The organism is Bradyrhizobium sp. sGM-13 (genome assembly GCF_018398875.1).
In the GTDB taxonomy this organism is placed as follows: domain Bacteria; phylum Pseudomonadota; class Alphaproteobacteria; order Rhizobiales; family Xanthobacteraceae; genus Bradyrhizobium.
The window spans coordinates 21,073-39,127 of record NZ_JAGWDK010000018.1; the positions used below are offsets into that span (position 1 = coordinate 21,073).

Genomic DNA, 18,055 nt, shown 5'->3' on the forward strand with positions numbered 1-18,055 from the left:
CGGGATGATCGAACCATGAACGTTCAAACTGCCATCAGAGCCGACAAAAAAGAGCTGCTGCGCGCGGCGCGCGAGGAGGCCTATTCGACGCCGCTGAAGGATTTTCATCCCGGTGCGCCAAAACTTTTCCAGAACGACACGCTGTGGCCATGGTTCGAGCGGCTGCGCAAGGAAGAGCCGGTGCACTATTGCGAGAACTCGCCGATCGAGCCCTATTGGTCGGTGACCAAGTACAACGACATAATGCATGTCGACACCAATCACGGCATCTTCTCCTCCGACTCCACGCTCGGCGGCATCTCGATCCGCGACGTGCCGCCCGGCTACGACTATCCGAGCTTCATCGCGATGGACCAGCCGCGGCACTCGGCGCAGCGCAAGACGGTGTCACCGATGTTCACGCCGACGCATCTGGACGAGCTGGCAAAACTGATCCGCGAGCGCTCGCAAAAGGTGCTGGACAATTTGCCGCGCAACGAGACCTTCAACTTCGTCGAGCGCGTCTCGATCGAACTGACCACGCAGATGCTGGCGACGCTGTTCGATTTCCCCTGGGAGGAGCGGCGCAAGTTGACGCGCTGGTCCGACGTCTCGACCGCGCTGCCCAAGAGCGGCGTGGTGGAATCGCCCGAGCAGCGACGCCGCGAGATGGACGAATGCTACGCCTATTTCTCAAAACTCTGGAACGAGCGCGTCAACGCGCCGCCGAAGAACGATTTGCTGTCGATGATGGCGCACAGCGATGCGACGCGGCACATGGACCCCGACAATCTGATGGGCAACATCATCCTCTTGATCGTCGGCGGCAACGACACCACCCGCAATACCATGAGCGGCTCGGTGCTGGCGCTGAACGAGCACCCCGACCAGTATCAGAAGCTGCGCGAGAACCCCGCGCTGATCGATTCCATGGTGCCGGAAGTGATCCGCTGGCAGACCCCGCTCGCCCATATGCGCCGCACCGCGTTGGTCGATACCGAGATCGGCGGCAAGAAGGTCAAGAAGGGCGATCGCGTCGTGATGTGGTACGTCTCCGGCAACCGCGACGAGGAAGGCATCGAGCGGCCCGACGAATTCATCATCGACCGCGCCCGGCCCCGCACCCATCTGTCGTTCGGCTTCGGCATCCACCGCTGCGTCGGCATGCGGCTGGCCGAGCTGCAGCTCAAGATCGTGTGGGAAGAAATGCTGAGGCGTTTCGACCGCATCGAGGTGGTCGGCGAGCCGAAGCGGGTCTATTCAAGCTTTGTGCGCGGCATCGAGCAGCTCCCGGTACGCATTCCCGGGTGAGCAGCGAGCTCCACTCCGCCTGATCCCGACAGGGCGCAAAAGAAAAAAGCCGCCCAAAGGCGGCTTCCACATTCGAACCTGATGATCGTGGATCAGGCAGAGATCACTGCTGGCTGTATCTTCCAGAAATAACCGAAAAGCAGAAACACCAATCTTCCCCACTTCGATGTAGCGCGCAAGGGGCTTGCTTCAAGACCCCGGTCATCCCGTAGAACCGCCGGCCAAAGCCACAACCTACGGGGGTCACGAAATGAGTGCATTTGCTGTCGACGTGCCGATCGCGCAGGGCCGGGTTGATCGCAGCCGCGGAAACGACCGGAGCGTCGCGATGACCGAGCATGCGGTGGTCATCGTTGGCGGAGGTCCGACAGGGCTGATGTTGGCCGGCGAGTTGGCGTTGGCTGATATCGACGTCGCCATCGTCGAGCGGCGTCCTAACCAGGAGCTCGCCGGCTCGCGCGCGGGCGGTCTGCACGCACGCACCATCGAGGTTCTCGATCAGCGCGGCATCGCTGACCGGTTCTTGTCGCAGGGACAGGTGGCCCAGGTCGCAGGCTTCGCCTTGATCCGTTTGGACATCAGCGACTTTCCCACCCGGCACAATTACGGGCTCGCGCTGTGGCAGAACCATATCGAGCGCCTCCTCGCCGGCTGGGTCGAGGAGCTGGCGGTGCCGATCTATCGCGGACGTGAGGTGACGGATTTCGCGCAAGACGACAGCGGCGTCGACGTCGTGCTGTCCGATGGCGCCAATCATTGCGGACGAAGTATCTCGTCGGCTGCGACGGCGGACGCAGCCTGATCCGCAAAGCAGCCGGCATCGACTTCCCCGGCTGGGATCCGACAACGAGCCACCTGATCGCCGAGGTCGAGATTGCCAAGGAGCCGGAATGGGGCATCCGCCACGACGCCATCGGCATCCATGGCCTGAGCAGGCTGGAGGATGGCGGGCCGGTGCGGGTCATGGTGACCGAGCAGCACGTGGGATCCACCAGCGAACCCACCTTGCGCGATCTCCGCGAAGCGCTCATCGCCGTCTTCGGGACCGACTATGGGATCCACAGTCCGACCTCGATCTCCCGATTCACCGATATGACCCGGCAAGCGGCGTCCTACCGCAAGGGGCGCGTATTGCTGGCTGGCGACGCCGCGCACGTGCATTACCCCGTGGGCGGACAGGGCCTCAATATCGGCGTGCAGGATGCCGTGAATTTGGGATGGAAGCTGGCGCAGGTGGTCAAGCAGACATCACCGGAAAGCCTGCTGGATACTTATCACGCCGAGCGCCACCCGGTTGGTGCCCGCGTGCTGCGCAACACGATGGCGCAAGTCGCGCTGATGCGTCGCCCGGACGACCGCGTCAAGGCCCTGCAGGACACCATGTCCGAACTGCTCGATATGGACGAGCCGCGCAAGCGGTTCTTCGCCGCCATGATGTCCGGTCTGGACGTCCGTTACGACCTCGGCGAGGGACATCCGCTGCTCGGACGCCGCATGCCCGATCTCGACCTGGTCACCGCCGACGGTCCGCTGCGGGTATTTACTCTGCTGCACGGCGCCCGCCCCGTGCTGCTCGACTTCGGTCATCCCGGCCGCCTCGACATCACGCCGTGGGCGGATCGGGTCCAGCTCATCAGCGCTGAATATGCAGGTGCGTGGGAGCTGCCGGCAATCGGCGTAGTTGCTGCTCCCACCGCCGTGTTGATAAGGCCCGATGGATATGTCGCCTGGGTGGGGGACCAAACTGAGTTCGGGCTCGCTGACGCGCTAACGACATGGTTCGGACCGCCTGCCGCCGCGTGAGCTGCATAGGTCTTGCCGCAGCCTCTCGCGCGATGGCATTTGATTCTGCACGCTACACGAAGTCGGCCCTTGCGCCGCTATCCGCGTGCGGACCTCTATGCTGCCAGAAACGGTATCTCGACCGCCAGTGTGTAGCCGTTGACCATCAGCAGGCCACCCGCGGCACCGACGATGCCGCCGACGATCGCAAGCCAGGGCAGCGTCGCGACGATCGAGACCGAGATCAGCACGATGGCGATTTGCAGAAGAGCTTCGGCATAGTCGAAGTAGGGATCTTGCTTCAGCGCATGGTCGCGCCTGCTCTCGTAGTCCTTGGCCCGCGCCACCAATTCCTTCTTGCCCTCCTGCGTCTCGGGCTCGGACTCGTAGCGTGCCGCCGTCTTGCGATAGGCTTCCGCTTTTGCCTTCAGGGCCGTCCTAGCCTCGGCGTTGAGGCTTCCGTCCTGCAGGAACGCCAGTTCGATCGCGTCGGCCGCGAGGTTGTAGTCGGTCTGGCGGATGTTCTTGGCCTGGTAGAAGGCATAGTGGTTCGCGGCATAGATGTTGTTGTTGGTCGCCTCCTTGCCGGCGTTGGCGCCGCCAAGCCCGGTGATGGCCAGCAGCATCGCCAGAATGGCGATGCCGACCGCCGCGCGCTGCTTGAAGCGGTCGTTCTCCTTCTCCTGATCCATCATGTCGGCGGCGTCTTCGGCTTTCATCGATCGGCTCCTCCTCGCTCCTAAAGGGCAGGCACGATAAACAACGGCGTTATGTCACCATCGCGACGCACGAGCACGTTGATTTGTTCCGCAGAATGCGGCAGGCGCGATCGGTCATACGAAGGGATCGGCAATTCCACGCAGCGATCAAGGTTTACGCAAACGTTCGGATGCTTCAGTTCAAGCGTCACAGGAACGGCGCGCTGCTACGGGAGAGAAGTCGACCAAAATGAGGTCGAAACAGGCCAGCCACAAGGCCAATACAAAAAGGTCCGGTCCGGGGTCATTTTCAGACCTCTGCGTCATCAAAGCCGAGGTCTCCTTTCCATCTCGCGGCGTCGGGTAGGAACTGCGACCGAACGCAACTGCCGCGGGCCTTGACAAAAAAATTTGTCAATGTACGTTACCGCCATGATCGATATCGAGGTGATCAGCGATCCGGTGGTTGCAGTTGCGGCCCTTGACCCTATCCGAAGCGAGTTGCTGGCCGAACTCGCAGAGCCCGCGTCGGCGGCGATCCTGGCGACGCGCCTGGGACTGCCTCGTCAGAAGGTGAACTATCATTTGCGCGCGCTCGAAGTCTGCAGGTTGGTCGAGGTCGCGGACGAACGGCAGTGGGGTGGATTGACCGAGCGGCTATTGGTGTTGTCGGCCAAGTCGTTCGTTGTTTCGCCAGAGGCGTTAGGCGCGGTCGCAGCCGATCCGAAGCGCAGCAAGGATCAGCTCGCGGCCAGCTATCTGATCGCACTCGGCGCCCGGATCGTTCGCGAAGTCGGCGATCTCTGGAAACGTGCGCGGAAAGCCGACAAGCAGCTTGCGACCTTGTCGATCGATACAGAGATTCGCTTCGCTTCCCCCGCTGCCCGCGCCGCGTTCACGCGCGAGCTGACACAAGCCATCACCGAACTGGTCAGCCGCTACCACGATGCGAGCGCTTCGGGCGGCCGCGACCATCGATTGGTGATCGTGTCTCATCCCTTGCCTCAAACGTCTCACTGAAAGGACAGACCATGCCCGTGAAGAAGGAACCGTCTGGCCGTCGCAGCGTCGAAGCCAAGGTTGAGGTCCCCGGCACACCCGAAGAGGTATGGCAGGCGATCGCGACGGGTCCCGGCATTTCGTCGTGGTTTGTGCCGACGACGTTGGACGAGAAAGTCGGCGGCGAAACCAAATCGAGCTTTGGTCCGGGAATGGATTCCGAGGCCAAGATCACCGCTTGGGAGCCGGCCAAGCGTTTCGTCGCCGAAACAGAGGAAGGACCTGGCACAGTAGCCACCGAGTGGACCGTCGAAGCCAAGGACGGCGGCACCTGTGTGGTCCGGGTCGTTCATAGCTGGTTCGCCAATACGGACGATTGGGATGACCAGTTCGAGGGGCACACCTACGGCTGGATCGCATTCTTCCAGAACCTGCGGCTCTATCTGGAGCAATTCCGTGGGCAACACTCGACGACAGTGGCGCTGTCCGCGATGTCGAACGACAGCGATGCCTGGAGTCGCCTGGTCGGTCCGCTCGGATTAGCTGACGCAAGCGCCGGCACACGCTTTGCGACACCGGCTGGAGTGCCCGAGCTACGCGGCATCGTGGAAAACGTCAGTCCTCCACAGTGGCCAGGGCTGCAATTGCGGCTCGAACACCCCGCACCCGGCATCGCACATCTCTTTGCCATGCCGATCGGAGGGCCGATTCTGCTGACGGTCCGCCTCTACCTCTACGGAGACGCCGGGCGCGCCGTGGCCAATCACGTCGAGGCCGATTGGCGGCGCTGGCTCGACCAACAGTTTCCACCACAGACGTAGCGGCTGACGGTGACGGTCATTCCGGCACGCGACGCAACTGATGTCGTGGGCTGTTGGGCAGCTCATCGGTGAACTGCGACGCTCGCCAACGAATGTCTATTGCTCGGCTCGTTGCCGTCGTTGTGCAATCAAGAACAGCGGAAGTGAGACCATCTGGGCGATGACTGCAAACACGACCAAGCCGATGCGCGATTGCTGGTAAAGGATACCGGCCACAATGCTGCCGATGAGCCAGCCGCCCCCATATCCCATGTAAAATAGCCCAAACGCAAGATTTCGTTGCCCCTCGGGCAAGATGCCGGCGACAACCGCTTTCAGCAGCATGTCCTGAATGACCTGACCGACGCCCCATAGCGCCATCCCGAACAGCACGAAATAAAATCCGCCGAGGAAGACGAATGGCGAAAACAGTGAGGTCACGAAGGTCGCGGCCAACAGCACTGGCAGGCCGAAGCGGTCGTAGAGTTTGCCCAATGCCAGGGTGACCACGACTGCTATGCCGGTCCCGAATGCCAGGAACAGTGGCACTCCGGTCTTGCTGACCAGGCCGCTGGTGGAGAGGTGATACGCGATCAGCTCAAAACTCATGAGACCAGCGGCGAAACAAGCGCTGGCCGACATGTACAGCCAATAGGCCGAAGTGAAGCCTATTGCCTGCGCTTCCCGCTGCTGCTCGAGGTCCGATGGGGCAGGAAATTGGATCCGCGCAAACGCCAGCGCAGCCAGCGCCAACAGCGCCGGGATCAGGAGCAATGCATATCCTGTTCGATCATCTCCTTCCAGGAAAAACACCATGGCGACCACGACAGGACCGAGCGTCCGTCCTGCGCTATCCAGCGCGCCATGCACTGCGTAGACCCACCCGCGGCCGTGTTGCTTCGTCGCGTAAGACAGCATCGCCTCGATGATTGGCTTCCGGATGCCTCGCCCGATGCCCTGCAGAAGAATGAGTCCGAAGGCCAGCGGCCAATATCCGGCCAGCGCCACTGCGGGTACCGCAAGGAGGTTGAGAGCGTAACCGATGGTAACAATGAGCCAGTATTTCCCGGTCTTGTCGGCCAGATAGCCGGATATACCGCGTATCGAGTACTGCACGGCCTCGCTGGCGCCTCCGGCAATACTGACGATGACGGCCTCCGCCTCGAGCGAGCCGAGGAACGGACCGTTCATGCTCGCCCCGCCGGAGTAGGTCGTGTCGCCAAAGAAATCGACGACCCCCATCAAGAGCACGAAGGCAAAGGCGGGCGACAGCGAGCCAAGCAGGCGAGATCCGGACACGGCGTTCACCTTCGGATGAGCGAGTCAACGGACCATCGCCCTGCACCCACATTGAGGAGGTAGGTCGAGCCCAGCGGCATCGTGAGATCAGCGCGTGCTTCCTTCCAACTCATCGCAGCGTGAACTGATTGAGATCGTGGATGCCCACCTGTTGTTCCAGTTGAGCAACCCGGGCCGCCATCTTCTCGAAACCGTCCGCTCCGAACAGTTCGTGCTCCTTCTTCTCGAACGCCTCGGCCATCGCGTCGTACGCGTCCGACGAGACCACGTCTTTCAGCTTCGGGAAGAGATCCGTGTCCTCGCGTGCGGCGTGCGGGCGATACATCGTGATGAAGGACTGTATCGATGCAATGAGCTGTTTGCGGTCGTCAGCATTGGCGCGGCTGGACGGCGCCAGCCTGATGATCGTCTGGGTGACCCTCCGGCCCGCCTCATGTTGGCGCAGTAGGGAATCGACCAGGGTGACCAGCTTCCCGGCTTCCCTGAAGCGCGGGAAAACATACTCCTCTTCGGACTTCTCATGATAGTTATTGATGAAGTCCCGGATGATCTCGGCCGATTGCGTGATCAGGGCCGGATCGAAATCTTCGTTTGAAGAGAACTTCCGGATCCCCGCTTCGTACAGCAGAAGCACCCGATCCAGCACCCCATGCTCCCGCATCAAATCCTCGGGAGGCGTGACCTCCTCTTTCTTGCCCGTTACGATCTTCTTCAGCTTCTCGCCGACGCCCTTCTCTTCCGCCAATGCACGTCTCGTGAACACGGCAGGGGCCGCCAGTGCCGCGGCCACGGCGCTTCCATACAGAAGCAAATCGCGCTTCCTTGGCATGATGGTTTTCATCACGGCCTCCTTGGCGACAGCCGCTGGTGCCACAGCCGCGGATACTGGTCAGCGCCAAGCGCATTCGTTCGTAGTCCTTGAATGCCCTTTCCAGAGCGCCGACGACTCCGGCGGAGTTCGCGAACATCGAGGGACCGTCCGGGAGCTTGCGCGTTAACGACCGGCGGCATGTCGCGTTCCAATTACGAAACTCAACAAACCAGACAAGTTCAAAGATCTGCTTACCGGGTTCATCAGACTGCACATTCTGCATCATGCAGCGGAACATGAGATCTACGGTCAATGGATCATCGATGAACTCGCCCGTTGAGTAGCGGGTGAAGCGTGCCGGGACTGAGCGCGCACCCGGCCGAACCATTTCCGACTCGAAGGAGCCGGCGAGAATCTTGGGCGCTTGCTAATTGTCCGTGCTGGCAAACGCGGTTTCGAGAACGTCGCCGATCGGCTGCCAGGTGCGGCCGTCGAACTGAACGAGCCGCATATGCTTGATCGGCCGGAAATTCCAAGGACCGGTGCTGATCTTGATGCCGGGCAGCAGAACGGAGCTCTGATAATCCTTCAGCGCCGCGGCCTGTTTCATGACGTTCTCGCGCGATAGATCATCGCCGCACTGCCTGAGTACCTGCGCCAGAGTCTCGGCGGCTGCGTAGCCGAACATGGCGGCGCTTTCGTCATGGCCGCCGGCGCGACGATAGTTTTCCAGGAACGACTGCCAGTCGGCGCCAGACTGTTCGTCCTTCCAGGCCGGATCGTTGGCGTCCTTCAGATAGGCAGCGGTAGTCACGCCCACTGCGTTCTCGAGACCTGCGGGCTTCAGCCCTGTCCCGATTGAGGAGGCCATCTGATTCATGATGAACACGGGACGCCAGTCGAGGCTCGCCGCCAGGCGGATAACTTTTGCGGCGTTTTCGGGTACGCCCGCGAACACGAGAATTTCGGCGCCCGATCGCTTCAGGATCGATACATGCGTATCCAGATGTTCATCCCTGAGATCATAGGCGATACCGACCCTGATCATCCGCGCGACGGGACCGAGGCCGTCCTCCACCCCCTTGATGACCTCCCGGCCGAAATGATCGTTCTGCCAGAGAACGACGATCCGCTTGCCCGGATAGAACGCCTGAATGTAGTTGGCGTAGATGCGTCCCTCCTCCCGGAACGAGGGTTGCCAGCCCATGGTCCATGGAAACAGCGAGGGATCGCTGAGATGATCGTCTCCGGAAGCAACGAACAGTTGGGGAAGCTGGCGTTCGTTGAGATATTTGCGGACCGCAAAATTGCCCGGCGTTCCGAACGAGCCGAACATCAGAAGCACGTTGTCTTCCTCGACGAGCTTGCGCGTCAGGCTGAGGGCGGAAGCAGGATCGGATTTGTCGTCGTAGGAGATGAACCGCACCTTGCGGCCGTTGATGCCACCGCGCGCGTTGAGCATCTCGAAATAAGCTGCTTCGGCCTTGCCGATCGCCCCGAAGATCTCGAGGCTCCCGCTATAGGGCATGAGATTGCCGATGCGGATTTCGTCATCGGTCACCCCCTCCTGCCGCAGCCGCTCGGAAATTGCGCCCAGCGAGGCAACGGCTACAACGATCGCCAGCAGGGTCCGCAGGAGCGTGTTCATGGCAGGAACTCCACCTGAGACAGGGCGTCAGATTTTAAAGTCTGCTGAATTAATCGCTTGATCTAAATCAATGACCAGCCAATTCCCGGTGGGGACCGGCTGCTCGGACATCTTATGAGGCTCCGCGAGGGTCGCAATTGCCAGAAGCGGTTATTTCGATCAATTGCCTGCGAACAAAGCGGTGAAAAAGCCCTTTGCGACGGTTAGTGCCAGCAGGCTGCCCCGCCCTATACAATTGCGGCATGACAGAAGTAGCCAGATGAGAATGCCGCACCCGGCCGTTTTGCTCTAAGCCAAGCCACAAGGCCCTCGCATCTGCTCAAGCGAGCTTGATGTCCCAGAGGCCCTCTTCGCGGCAGGCGGAAAGTTCGCTGCGAAGCAGCTCGCTCACGAGCGCAATCGCAGTCGAGCCGGGATGATCGATGGGAGACGCAAGGGTCAGTTCGCGCATCGGCGACGGTCTTGCTATCGCCGCGGTTTCCAGCCGGCCGCTGGCTACTTCCTGGCGCACCGAGGACGGCGGCAGCAGCGTGTACCCTAGCCCTTCCTCGACAAGGCTGGTCAGCACGCGGAAGGAATCGGCTTCCAGCTTGACGTCGAGTTTGATTTTCTTCTTCGCGGCCGCCTGCTCGATCAGCGCACGGAGCCCATGCGAATGACTGGGCAGCACGAGGCGCTGTTTCAGCAGCCAGCCGATATCGACCTGCTTCCTCTCGGACAGCCCGCTGCCGCGCGGCCCGACGGCGACGATGGGGTCGCGGCCGAGGCTTTGCACGGCAAGATGCAGGTCGCTCGACGGCCCGTAGATCAGCGCCAGGTCCATCTCGCCGCGGTGCAGCCATTCCGTCAAATGGCCGCTGTAACTCTCAACGATGCAGAGCGAGATGCCCGGATATTTGTCGACGGTGCGCCGGGCGAGCCGCGCCGAAATCACGTAGCTCACAGTCGGCACCAGCCCAAGCACCACCCGGCCCGAGGGCGGGCCGCCGGCGGACTGGATCTCATCGCGCACCTGGTCGATCTGCCGGACGATCCCCGCGGTGCGCGCGAGCAGGAGGCGGCCGGCGTCGGTCAGCACCATGCCGCGGCCGTTCCGCGTGAACAGCTCGGCCCGCAATTCATGTTCGAGCAGCTTGATCTGGCGGCTCAGCGCCGGCTGCGCCACCCGCAGCGTATCGGAGGCCTTGCTGAGGCTGCCGAGCTCCGCCACGCAAAAGGTCCTGAGCTGCCTGATATCCATTACTTGCCAATCTTCGAAGGCAGGCCATACGCTATAACAATTCAGCATAGGTGCCCAGCCGCAGTTTCACAACGTTCCGCATCCTTAAGCAATTGACATCAACCCGCATCCATCGCCAGAAAACCCAATGACCGCACAAGAACAACAAGACGAATTCCACGACATCCGCGACGCCGTCGCAAAACTCTGCGCCCAGTTCCCCGGCGAATATTGGCGCAAGCTGGATCGCCAGATGGCGTACCCGAAGGAGTTCGTCGATGCGCTGACCGAGGCCGGCTATCTCTCGGTGCTGATCCCCGAGGAGTATGGCGGCTCCGGGCTGAAGCTGTCGGCCGCGGCCGCGATCCTGGAAGAAATCCAGCGCGCCGGCTGCAACGGCGGCGGCTGCCACGCCCAGATGTACACGATGGGCACCGTGCTGCGGCACGGCAACGACGCGCAAAAGGCGAAATACCTGCCCGGGATCGCCAGCGGCAAACTGCGGCTGCAGGCGTTCGGCGTCACCGAGCCGACCAGCGGCACCGACACCTCTTCGCTGAAGACCGTCGCTAAGCGCGACGGCGACCACTACGTCGTCAACGGCCAGAAGATCTGGACCAGCCGCGCCGAACATTCCGACCTGATGATCCTGCTTGCGCGCACCACGCCGAAGGAGCAGGCGAAGAAGCGCACCGACGGGCTTTCGGTATTCATCGTCGACATGCGCGAGGTGAAGGGCAAGGGGCTGGAGATCCGCCCGATCCGCACCATGATGAACCACGCCACGACCGAAGTCTTCTTCACGGATATGCGGGTGCCGGCGGAAAACCTGATCGGCGACGAGGGCAAGGGCTTTCGCTACATCCTCTCCGGCATGAACGCCGAGCGCATTTTGATCGCGGCCGAATGCATCGGCGACGCCAAATGGTTCATTGCAAAAGCCACCGCCTATGCCAAGGAGCGCGCCGTGTTCGGCCGCCCGATCGGCCAGAACCAAGGCATCCAGTTTCCGATCGCAAAAGCCTACGCCGCGATGCGTGCGGCGGAGCTGATGGTGAAGGAAGCCACCCGCAAATACGAGGCCGGGCTCGATTGCGGCGCGGAAGCCAACATGGCCAAGATGCTGGCGGCGGATGCGTCGTGGGAGGCGGCGAACGCCTGCGTGCAGACCCATGGCGGGTTCGGCTTTGCGGAAGAATACGACGTCGAGCGCAAGTTCCGCGAAACGCGGCTCTATCAAGTCGCGCCGATCTCGACCAACCTGATCCTGTCCTACGTCGCCGAGCACGTGCTCGGCATGCCCCGCTCCTACTGAGAACGTCAGATGCTGCCATTGGAAGGATTCATCGTCGTTTCCGTCGAACAGGCGGTTGCAGCTCCGTTCTGCAGCTCCAGGCTCGCGGATGCCGGCGCGCATGTCGTCAAGGTCGAACGACCCGAGGGCGATTTCGCCCGCGGTTATGACGCCGCCGCCAAGGGCCAGAGCAGCTATTTCGTCTGGCTCAACCGCGGCAAGAATTCGCAAGTGATCGACCTCGCCACCAAAGAGGGCCGCGCTGAACTCGAAGACCTGATCGCAAGCGCCGACGTGCTGCTGCAGAACCTCAAGCCCGGATCGATGGACAAGCTCGGCTTCTCGCTGGATCGCCTGAAGAAGGATTATCCCGCGCTGATCTGCTGCACCATCTCCGGCTATGGCGACGAAGGCCCCTACGCGGACCGCAAGGCCTATGATCTGCTGATCCAGGCCGAGAGCGGACTTGCCTCGATCACCGGCGGCCCCGAGGGCCCGTCGCGCGTCGGCATCTCCGTCGTCGATATCGCGACCGGCGCCACCGCGCATGCGGCGATCCTCGAGGCGCTGATCGCGCGGGGACGCACGGGCCGGGGCGCCGATATCCGGATCTCGATGTTCGACGTGATGGCGGACTGGATGGCGGTGCCGCTGATCAATTCGGAAGCCGGCAATCCGCCGAAGCGGATGGCGCTGGCCCATCCCTCGATCGCGCCCTATGGCGTGTTCAATTCCAGGGACGGCAAGGGCATTCTGATTTCGATCCAGAGCGAGCGCGAGTGGAAGAAGCTCTGCGCGGAAGTCCTGGATCGGCCCGACCTGCCCAATGATCCTCGTTTTGCCAACATGGTCGAGCGCGTGCGCAACCGCCAGCTCACCGACAAGGTGGTCGCCGACAGCTTTGCTTCGATGACGCGCGTCGAACTCTTGAAGCGCCTTGACCAAGCCGACATCGCCTTCGCCGAGGTCAACACCATGGCCGACCTCTCGGTGCATCCGCATCTACGCCGCATCGAGGTCGACACGCCGAACGGCAAGGTGAGCTACGCCGCCCCCGCCGCGATCTTCGTCGGCGAGGAACGGCACTATGGCGCGGTGCCGGCCATCGGCGACCACGTCGAACTCCCCAAAGCTCCCCGTATCAGGAGCCGCCAGTCATGACGGACGCTATCAACCTCGATCATTTGCGCCAATGGATCGGCCGCAGCACGGAAGCGTCAGACATCGTCACCGCGCAACTCGTGAAGGGCCTGCGCGCGACGCTATTTCAGGACATCGGCGACCCGAAGCCCGGCGACGCCGCGCCATGGACCACGCATTGGTGCCTGGCGCAGCCGGTGTTTCCGATGTCGCAGCTCGGTCCCGACGGCCACCCGACCCGCGGCGGCTTCCTGCCGCCGGTGCCGCTGCCGCGCCGGATGTGGGCCGGCGGCGAAATCGAATTCCTCCAGCCGTTGCGCGTCGACGATGAATCGACGCGCACATCGCGCATTTCCGACGTGACGATGAAGACGGGCTCGACGGGTGTGCTGTGCTTCGTTTCCGTCGAACACATCATCACGACCCCGCGCGGGGTTGCGATCCGCGAACGGCAGGACATCGTCTATCGCGACATGGGAAGCGCTGCCCCCGCTTCGCCGCCGAAAGCCGCTCCGCCGCCGGTCGCACGGCATCGCGAAACCCATGTCAGCGATCCCGTGCTGCTGTTTCGCTATTCGGCGCTGACCTTCAACGGCCACCGCATCCATTACGACCGCGACTACGTCACCAAGGTCGAGGGCTATCCGGGTCTGATCTTCCACGGCCCGTTGCAGGCGGCGCTGCTCGTCGAGTTCGCGGCAAAGCTGCACGGCGACAGCGCCCCGAAGAAGTTCAGCTATCGCGGCGTGCAGCCGCTGTTCGAAGGCGGCGAGTTCTCGATCAACGCCAATGAAACCCACGCCGGCATGGAGCTGTGGATCGCGAATGCGGAGGGACAGCCGACGATGAAGGGCACGGCTGTGTGGTAGTAGCTTGAACGTCATTCCGGGGCGATGCGAAAGCATCGAACCCGGAATCTCGAGATTCCGGATCTGGTGCTAGAGCACCATCCCGGAATGACGGGATCACCTCAGGGAATCAAAGATGTCGTCCCGCAAACCAGCCAAACCCGCCACCGCCGCCCTCACCGTCAAGGATGCCACGTTCGGCCTGCTGCGCGCGTTCGGCATCAAGCGCGTGTTCGGCAATCCCGGCTCCACCGAATTGCCCTTCCTCAGCGACTGGCCCGACGACATCGATTACGTGCTCGGCCTGCAGGAGGCTTCCGTCGTCGGCATGGCCGATGGTTATGCGCAGGCGACCCGCAATGCCGGCTTCGTCAATCTGCATTCCGGCGCCGGCGTCGGCAATGCGCTCGGCAATATCTACACCGCGCACCGCAACCAGACGCCGCTGGTCATCACCGCCGGCCAGCAGGCGCGCTCGATCCTGCCGCTGCAGGCTTTCCTCTATGCCGAGCGCGCCTCCGAATTCCCGCGCCCGTATGTCAAATACAGTGTCGAGCCGGCGCGTGCCGAAGATGTGCCGGCCGCGATCGCGCGCGCCTATTACGTCGCGATGCAGCCGCCCTGCGGACCGACCTTCGTTTCGATCCCGATCGACGACTGGACACGCCCGACCAAACCGGTCGAGGCCCGCCACGTCAGCCGCGAACTCGGCCCCGATCCGCAAGCGATGAGAGCGCTGGTCGCAGCACTCGCGGCCAGCAAGCGCCCCGCCCTCGTCGTCGGCCCCGCCGTCGACCGCGCCGAGGCCGTCGATCTCATGGTAAGGGTCGCGGAGAAGACGAAGGCCGCGGTCTGGATCAGCCCGTTCTCGGCGCGCTGCTCCTTTCCGGAACGTCATCCGCAATTTGCGGGCTTCCTGCACGCCTCGCCGGGACAGCTATCGGACGCGCTGCGCGAGCATGACCTCGTGGTCGTGATCGGCGCGCCGGTGTTCACCTTCCATGTCGAGGGCCATGCCCCGATCTTCGACGGCGCCACCACGATCTTCCAGATCACCGACGATCCGGATGCCGCCGCGGTCACGCCGTCGGGCGCCAGCATCATCGCGACCATGAAGCCGGCGCTTTCGATGTTGCTCGAGTTGCTGCCGGAAACAACGCGCGCAATGCCGGCGGGCCGCGTGCTGCCGCCGGCGCCAGCGGAGGCCGATCCGCTCCCGGTCGAATTCCTGCTGTATCAGCTCTCGCAAGCCATGCCCGACAATGCAGCACTGGTGGAGGAAGCGCCCTCGCACCGCCCGGCGATGCAAAAGTTCATGCCGATGCGCGGCCAGGACAGTTTTTACACCATGGCGAGCGGTGGCCTCGGCTACAGCCTGCCTGCCGCGGTCGGCATCGCGCTCGGACGCCCCGGCGTCCGCACCGTTTGCCTGATCGGCGATGGCTCCGCGATGTATTCGATCCAGGCGCTGTGGACCGCGGCGCAGCGCAGGCTGCCGCTCACGGTCGTGGTCATCAACAACGCCGGCTACGGCGCGATGCGCTCGTTCAGCCAGGTCATGCAGGTGCGCAATGTGCCGGGGCTTGAGCTGCCCGGCATCGATTTCGTGAAACTCGCGGAAGGCATGGGCTGCCACGCCGTGCGCGTGACGAAATCATCCGAACTCGCGGGCGCGCTCAGCTACGGGCTCTCTTGTGACGGCGTCAGCCTGATCGAAGTGATGGTCGATTCCGCCGTTCCCCTGCTCTACGCGCAGAAGGGGTGAGCGAAGCTCTCTCCCCGTCATTGCGAGGAGCGAAGCGACGAAGCAATCCACTCTTTCTTCACGCGGTGAGATGGATTGCTTCGCGGAGCCTGTCATCCGGCGGCGCTTTGCGCCGACCGGGTAGCTCGCAATGACGGGGAGAGGGCCGCTACTCCTGGCATACCAGCTCGCCCCCTCATTTGCTTCAAAGGCTCGTCTATTCGGCCGCGAGTTCCATGCGCTATATCTACTTGACGTTGTTCTACGTTCGCACGAGAATTTGGTATGGGGCAACCATGGAGTGAACGCCATGAAACAGCCAAGCCTCAGAAAAGCTGCCCTCGCGGTCTCCGTCTTCACATGCGCGACCATGCTCTCGTTTGATTGGAGCGAACAAAGGGGCGCTTCGCTATCTATCGAGCGCGCGCAAGCACAGACGGTCGATCCGTTGACCCCAAGCGTTCCCCGGCGGCAGGCGCGGCGGGCCGCGGCGGGTGCCGCCGCGGTGGGCGCCGGTGCTGTCGCAGCCGGAGCGACTGCCGCCTACTACGGCAGCGGTCCCTACGCCTACTACGGCGGCAACGGTCCCTACGCCTACCGCGGCGGCAACAGTCCCAACATCTATTACGGCGGTCCGGGCGTATGGAGCCAGGACTATGCAGCGCGCAACGGCATAATCTGCCAGCCCGGAACAATGGTCCGCCTGGACGACGGCTTGATGCACAGGTGTCAGTAAGCGAGGTAATCGGGAAAGGGCGGCCCAAGGGCCGCCCTTCTCGCTTCACTACTTCCCGTAAGCTTCCCGCATCTTCGCCTGGATCTTGGCCATGCCTGCAATCCAGCGGTCGTAATTCTCGGTCTTCTTGCGCATGTAGCCGAGCACCTGCGGGTGCGGCAGGATCACAAAGGTTTCCTCTTCCAGCCCCTTCAGCACGTCCTGCGCCACCTGCTCAGGCGAGAGATCGCCGTCGCCGGATTGCGGGCCCTTCGGGATCGAGCGCAGCATGTTGGTGTCGACGCCCTGCGGGCACAGGATCGAAACCTTGATGTTGTCGGCCTTGTGCGAGATCGCGAGATTCTCGGCAAAGCCGACGGCGGCATGCTTGGTAGTCGAATAGGCCGGGCTGCCGACCTGCGACAGCAGTCCGGCCGCCGAGATCGTGTTGAGGAAATAGCCGCCACCGCGCGCCTTCATGCGCGGGATCAAATGCCGCGCCGCATAGACATGGGCCATCACATGAACGGCCCAGCTTCGCTGCCACGGTTCGTCGGAGTTTCCGCCGGCATTGACCGATAGTGGATCGAAGCCGCCGCCGATGCCGGCATTGGAGCAGAACAGCGCAATCGGGCCGAATTGATGCTCGGTCTCCTCGATGACGTGAAGGACGTCCTTCTCTTTTCCGACATCGCATTTGAAGGCCGCCCCACTGATCGGAGTGGCGACGGCTCGCGCGCCATCGGGATCGATATCGGCAACAACGACCTTGGCGGCGCCTTCGCGATGAAAGGCCTCGCACATCGCCTTGCCGATGCCATTGGCGCCACCGGTGACAACCACGACTTTGCCCGTCACCCGCATGGTCGCTCTCTCCCGTTTGTTATGATCCTACGTCAGGACCACCATATCGAGAATAGCCGTATAATGGCAGGCGGCGCCGAGCAACACGAAGCCGTGCCAGATCGCGTTCTGGAAGCGCAACCGCTGCCAGGCATGGAAGATCACCCCAAGACTATAGAGCACGCCGCCCGCCACCAAAAAGCCCAGCGCCAGCGGCGGCACCGCCTTCACCACGGCGTCGTAAAGCGTGACGCCGCTCCAGCCCAAAGCGAGATAAAGGCCAACGGCCAAACGATCGTATCGCCCCGGCAGCGCCAGCTTCAGCACGACACCGGCGATCGCGATGCACCACACCCCGGTCAGCAGCGCGATCGCGAGATAGCTGTCCCGGAGCTCCACGATGAACGGGGTATAGGTCGCGGCGATCAAGAGATAGATCGCCGAATGATCGAAGCGGCGCAGCACCCATTTGGCGCGCGACACCGGCCAGAGATTATAGACTGCCGACAACGTCAGCATCGCGAGCAGGCCTGTTACGTAGACCGACACCACGGTAATCTCGAACGCACCGGCATAGACCGCCGTCAGCACGATCAGGGCGGTGGCGGCGATGAGCCCGAAACAGACGCCGACAATATGCACGACGCCATCGGCGATCAGCTCGGCGCGGTCGTAATTCCAGTGCATGGCGCCAGCCGCTGCATGGATGGATGTCGAGGCGAATTGTTTCAGTCTGAAGATGGTCATGCAGGTCCGTAGTAAGTAGCGAGGGAGCGATTAGGGATATGGGTCTTCCAAGGTCAACGAACCGTTCACGCCGCCGGCTCCAAGCCCGTCGCCATGCGCTTTCGCGAATGATGCCAGTATCCCGTCGCCGTGGCATTTTCGTGCAACCGGTAACCGCCGGATATCCCGAGGGGATTCG

At 62.6% G+C, this 18,055-nt stretch carries 15 protein-coding genes and 1 pseudogene; 9 read left to right on the plus strand and 7 right to left on the minus strand.

What is annotated here, in order from left to right; translation table 11 throughout:
• Positions 1 to 15 precede the first annotated feature (15 nt).
• Entirely contained in the window at positions 16 to 1,290 is a 1,275-nt protein-coding gene (locus KJQ96_RS24965) for a cytochrome P450 (protein WP_213289067.1), read from the plus strand.
• A 328-nt stretch (positions 1,291 to 1,618) separates the two neighbouring features.
• Positions 1,619 to 3,093, plus strand: a pseudogene (locus tag KJQ96_RS24970) (FAD-dependent monooxygenase).
• Positions 3,094 to 3,188: 95 nt separating this feature from the next.
• On the opposite strand, the gene KJQ96_RS24975 reads toward KJQ96_RS24970, so the two are convergent.
• On the minus strand, positions 3,189 to 3,791 hold the full coding sequence (locus KJQ96_RS24975; RefSeq protein ID WP_213289068.1) for a DUF4337 domain-containing protein: 603 nt from the start codon (positions 3,789 to 3,791) through the stop codon (positions 3,189 to 3,191).
• Positions 3,792 to 4,187: 396 nt separating this feature from the next.
• Between KJQ96_RS24975 and KJQ96_RS24980 the strand changes: the two genes are divergently transcribed.
• Complete coding sequence (locus KJQ96_RS24980; protein WP_249734478.1) at positions 4,188 to 4,790, plus strand: helix-turn-helix domain-containing protein; 603 nt, start codon at positions 4,188 to 4,190, stop codon at positions 4,788 to 4,790.
• A gap of 11 nt (positions 4,791 to 4,801) precedes the next feature.
• Positions 4,802 to 5,590, plus strand: coding sequence for an SRPBCC domain-containing protein (locus tag KJQ96_RS24985; RefSeq protein WP_213289069.1), 789 nt, complete (start codon positions 4,802 to 4,804; stop codon positions 5,588 to 5,590).
• A gap of 96 nt (positions 5,591 to 5,686) precedes the next feature.
• Here the strand turns inward: KJQ96_RS24985 and KJQ96_RS24990 are convergent, their stop codons facing one another.
• The 4 genes from KJQ96_RS24990 to KJQ96_RS25005 form a co-directional block, all read right to left on the minus strand.
• Positions 5,687 to 6,868, minus strand: a complete 1,182-nt coding sequence (locus KJQ96_RS24990; protein WP_309142467.1) for an MFS transporter — start codon at positions 6,866 to 6,868, stop codon at positions 5,687 to 5,689.
• Positions 6,869 to 6,977: 109 nt separating this feature from the next.
• Positions 6,978 to 7,709 carry a hemerythrin domain-containing protein gene (locus KJQ96_RS24995; RefSeq protein WP_213289070.1) on the minus strand — a complete coding sequence of 244 codons (732 nt, stop codon included), beginning with the start codon at positions 7,707 to 7,709 and terminating at the stop codon, positions 6,978 to 6,980.
• Positions 7,710 to 8,106: 397 nt separating this feature from the next.
• Positions 8,107 to 9,327 (minus strand): ABC transporter substrate-binding protein, encoded by a 1,221-nt coding sequence (locus tag KJQ96_RS25000; protein ID WP_213289071.1) that lies wholly within the window; start codon positions 9,325 to 9,327, stop codon positions 8,107 to 8,109.
• A gap of 319 nt (positions 9,328 to 9,646) precedes the next feature.
• Positions 9,647 to 10,567 carry a LysR substrate-binding domain-containing protein gene (locus KJQ96_RS25005; RefSeq protein WP_213289072.1) on the minus strand — a complete coding sequence of 307 codons (921 nt, stop codon included), beginning with the start codon at positions 10,565 to 10,567 and terminating at the stop codon, positions 9,647 to 9,649.
• Positions 10,568 to 10,694: 127 nt separating this feature from the next.
• Between KJQ96_RS25005 and KJQ96_RS25010 the strand changes: the two genes are divergently transcribed.
• The 5 genes from KJQ96_RS25010 (at position 10,695) to KJQ96_RS25030 (ending at position 16,308) form a co-directional block, all read left to right on the plus strand.
• A complete protein-coding gene (locus KJQ96_RS25010; protein WP_213289073.1) occupies positions 10,695 to 11,861 on the plus strand; it encodes an acyl-CoA dehydrogenase family protein in 1,167 nt (388 codons plus the stop codon).
• Between the two features lie 9 nt (positions 11,862 to 11,870).
• A complete protein-coding gene (locus KJQ96_RS25015; RefSeq protein WP_213289074.1) occupies positions 11,871 to 13,001 on the plus strand; it encodes a CaiB/BaiF CoA-transferase family protein in 1,131 nt (376 codons plus the stop codon).
• Entirely contained in the window at positions 12,998 to 13,849 is an 852-nt protein-coding gene (locus KJQ96_RS25020; protein ID WP_213289075.1) for a MaoC family dehydratase N-terminal domain-containing protein, read from the plus strand. Before KJQ96_RS25015 ends, KJQ96_RS25020 begins: the two co-directional genes overlap by 4 nt.
• Positions 13,850 to 13,964: 115 nt before the next feature.
• Positions 13,965 to 15,593 (plus strand): benzoylformate decarboxylase, encoded by a 1,629-nt coding sequence (gene mdlC / locus KJQ96_RS25025; RefSeq protein ID WP_213289076.1) that lies wholly within the window; start codon positions 13,965 to 13,967, stop codon positions 15,591 to 15,593.
• Positions 15,594 to 15,882: 289 nt separating this feature from the next.
• Positions 15,883 to 16,308 carry a hypothetical protein gene (locus tag KJQ96_RS25030; protein ID WP_213289077.1) on the plus strand — a complete coding sequence of 142 codons (426 nt, stop codon included), beginning with the start codon at positions 15,883 to 15,885 and terminating at the stop codon, positions 16,306 to 16,308.
• Between the two features lie 48 nt (positions 16,309 to 16,356).
• Here the strand turns inward: KJQ96_RS25030 and KJQ96_RS25035 are convergent, their stop codons facing one another.
• Both KJQ96_RS25035 and KJQ96_RS25040 read right to left on the minus strand, forming a co-directional pair.
• Complete coding sequence (locus tag KJQ96_RS25035; protein WP_213289078.1) at positions 16,357 to 17,151, minus strand: SDR family oxidoreductase; 795 nt, start codon at positions 17,149 to 17,151, stop codon at positions 16,357 to 16,359.
• A gap of 27 nt (positions 17,152 to 17,178) precedes the next feature.
• Entirely contained in the window at positions 17,179 to 17,877 is a 699-nt protein-coding gene (locus KJQ96_RS25040) for a hemolysin III family protein (protein ID WP_213289079.1), read from the minus strand.
• Positions 17,878 to 18,055 lie beyond the last annotated feature (178 nt).

What these genes read in the sequence shown, in the direction of transcription:
- KJQ96_RS24975 (WP_213289068.1), bottom strand. Translation starts at nt 3,791, where the DNA reads ATGAAAGCCGAAGACGCCGCCGACATGATGGATCAGGAGAAGGAGAAC.
- KJQ96_RS25010 (WP_213289073.1), top strand. Translation starts at nt 10,695, where the DNA reads ATGACCGCACAAGAACAACAAGACGAATTCCACGACATCCGCGACGCC.
- KJQ96_RS24995 (WP_213289070.1), bottom strand. Translation starts at nt 7,709, where the DNA reads ATGAAAACCATCATGCCAAGGAAGCGCGATTTGCTTCTGTATGGAAGC.
- KJQ96_RS25040 (WP_213289079.1), bottom strand. Translation starts at nt 17,877, where the DNA reads ATGACCATCTTCAGACTGAAACAATTCGCCTCGACATCCATCCATGCA.
- KJQ96_RS25035 (WP_213289078.1), bottom strand. Translation starts at nt 17,151, where the DNA reads ATGCGGGTGACGGGCAAAGTCGTGGTTGTCACCGGTGGCGCCAATGGC.
- KJQ96_RS25030 (WP_213289077.1), top strand. Translation starts at nt 15,883, where the DNA reads ATGAAACAGCCAAGCCTCAGAAAAGCTGCCCTCGCGGTCTCCGTCTTC.
- KJQ96_RS24980 (WP_249734478.1), top strand. Translation starts at nt 4,188, where the DNA reads ATGTACGTTACCGCCATGATCGATATCGAGGTGATCAGCGATCCGGTG.
- KJQ96_RS24965 (WP_213289067.1), top strand. Translation starts at nt 16, where the DNA reads ATGAACGTTCAAACTGCCATCAGAGCCGACAAAAAAGAGCTGCTGCGC.
- KJQ96_RS25005 (WP_213289072.1), bottom strand. Translation starts at nt 10,567, where the DNA reads ATGGATATCAGGCAGCTCAGGACCTTTTGCGTGGCGGAGCTCGGCAGC.
- KJQ96_RS24985 (WP_213289069.1), top strand. Translation starts at nt 4,802, where the DNA reads ATGCCCGTGAAGAAGGAACCGTCTGGCCGTCGCAGCGTCGAAGCCAAG.
- KJQ96_RS25020 (WP_213289075.1), top strand. Translation starts at nt 12,998, where the DNA reads ATGACGGACGCTATCAACCTCGATCATTTGCGCCAATGGATCGGCCGC.
- mdlC (WP_213289076.1), top strand. Translation starts at nt 13,965, where the DNA reads ATGTCGTCCCGCAAACCAGCCAAACCCGCCACCGCCGCCCTCACCGTC.
- KJQ96_RS25000 (WP_213289071.1), bottom strand. Translation starts at nt 9,327, where the DNA reads ATGAACACGCTCCTGCGGACCCTGCTGGCGATCGTTGTAGCCGTTGCC.
- KJQ96_RS25015 (WP_213289074.1), top strand. Translation starts at nt 11,871, where the DNA reads ATGCTGCCATTGGAAGGATTCATCGTCGTTTCCGTCGAACAGGCGGTT.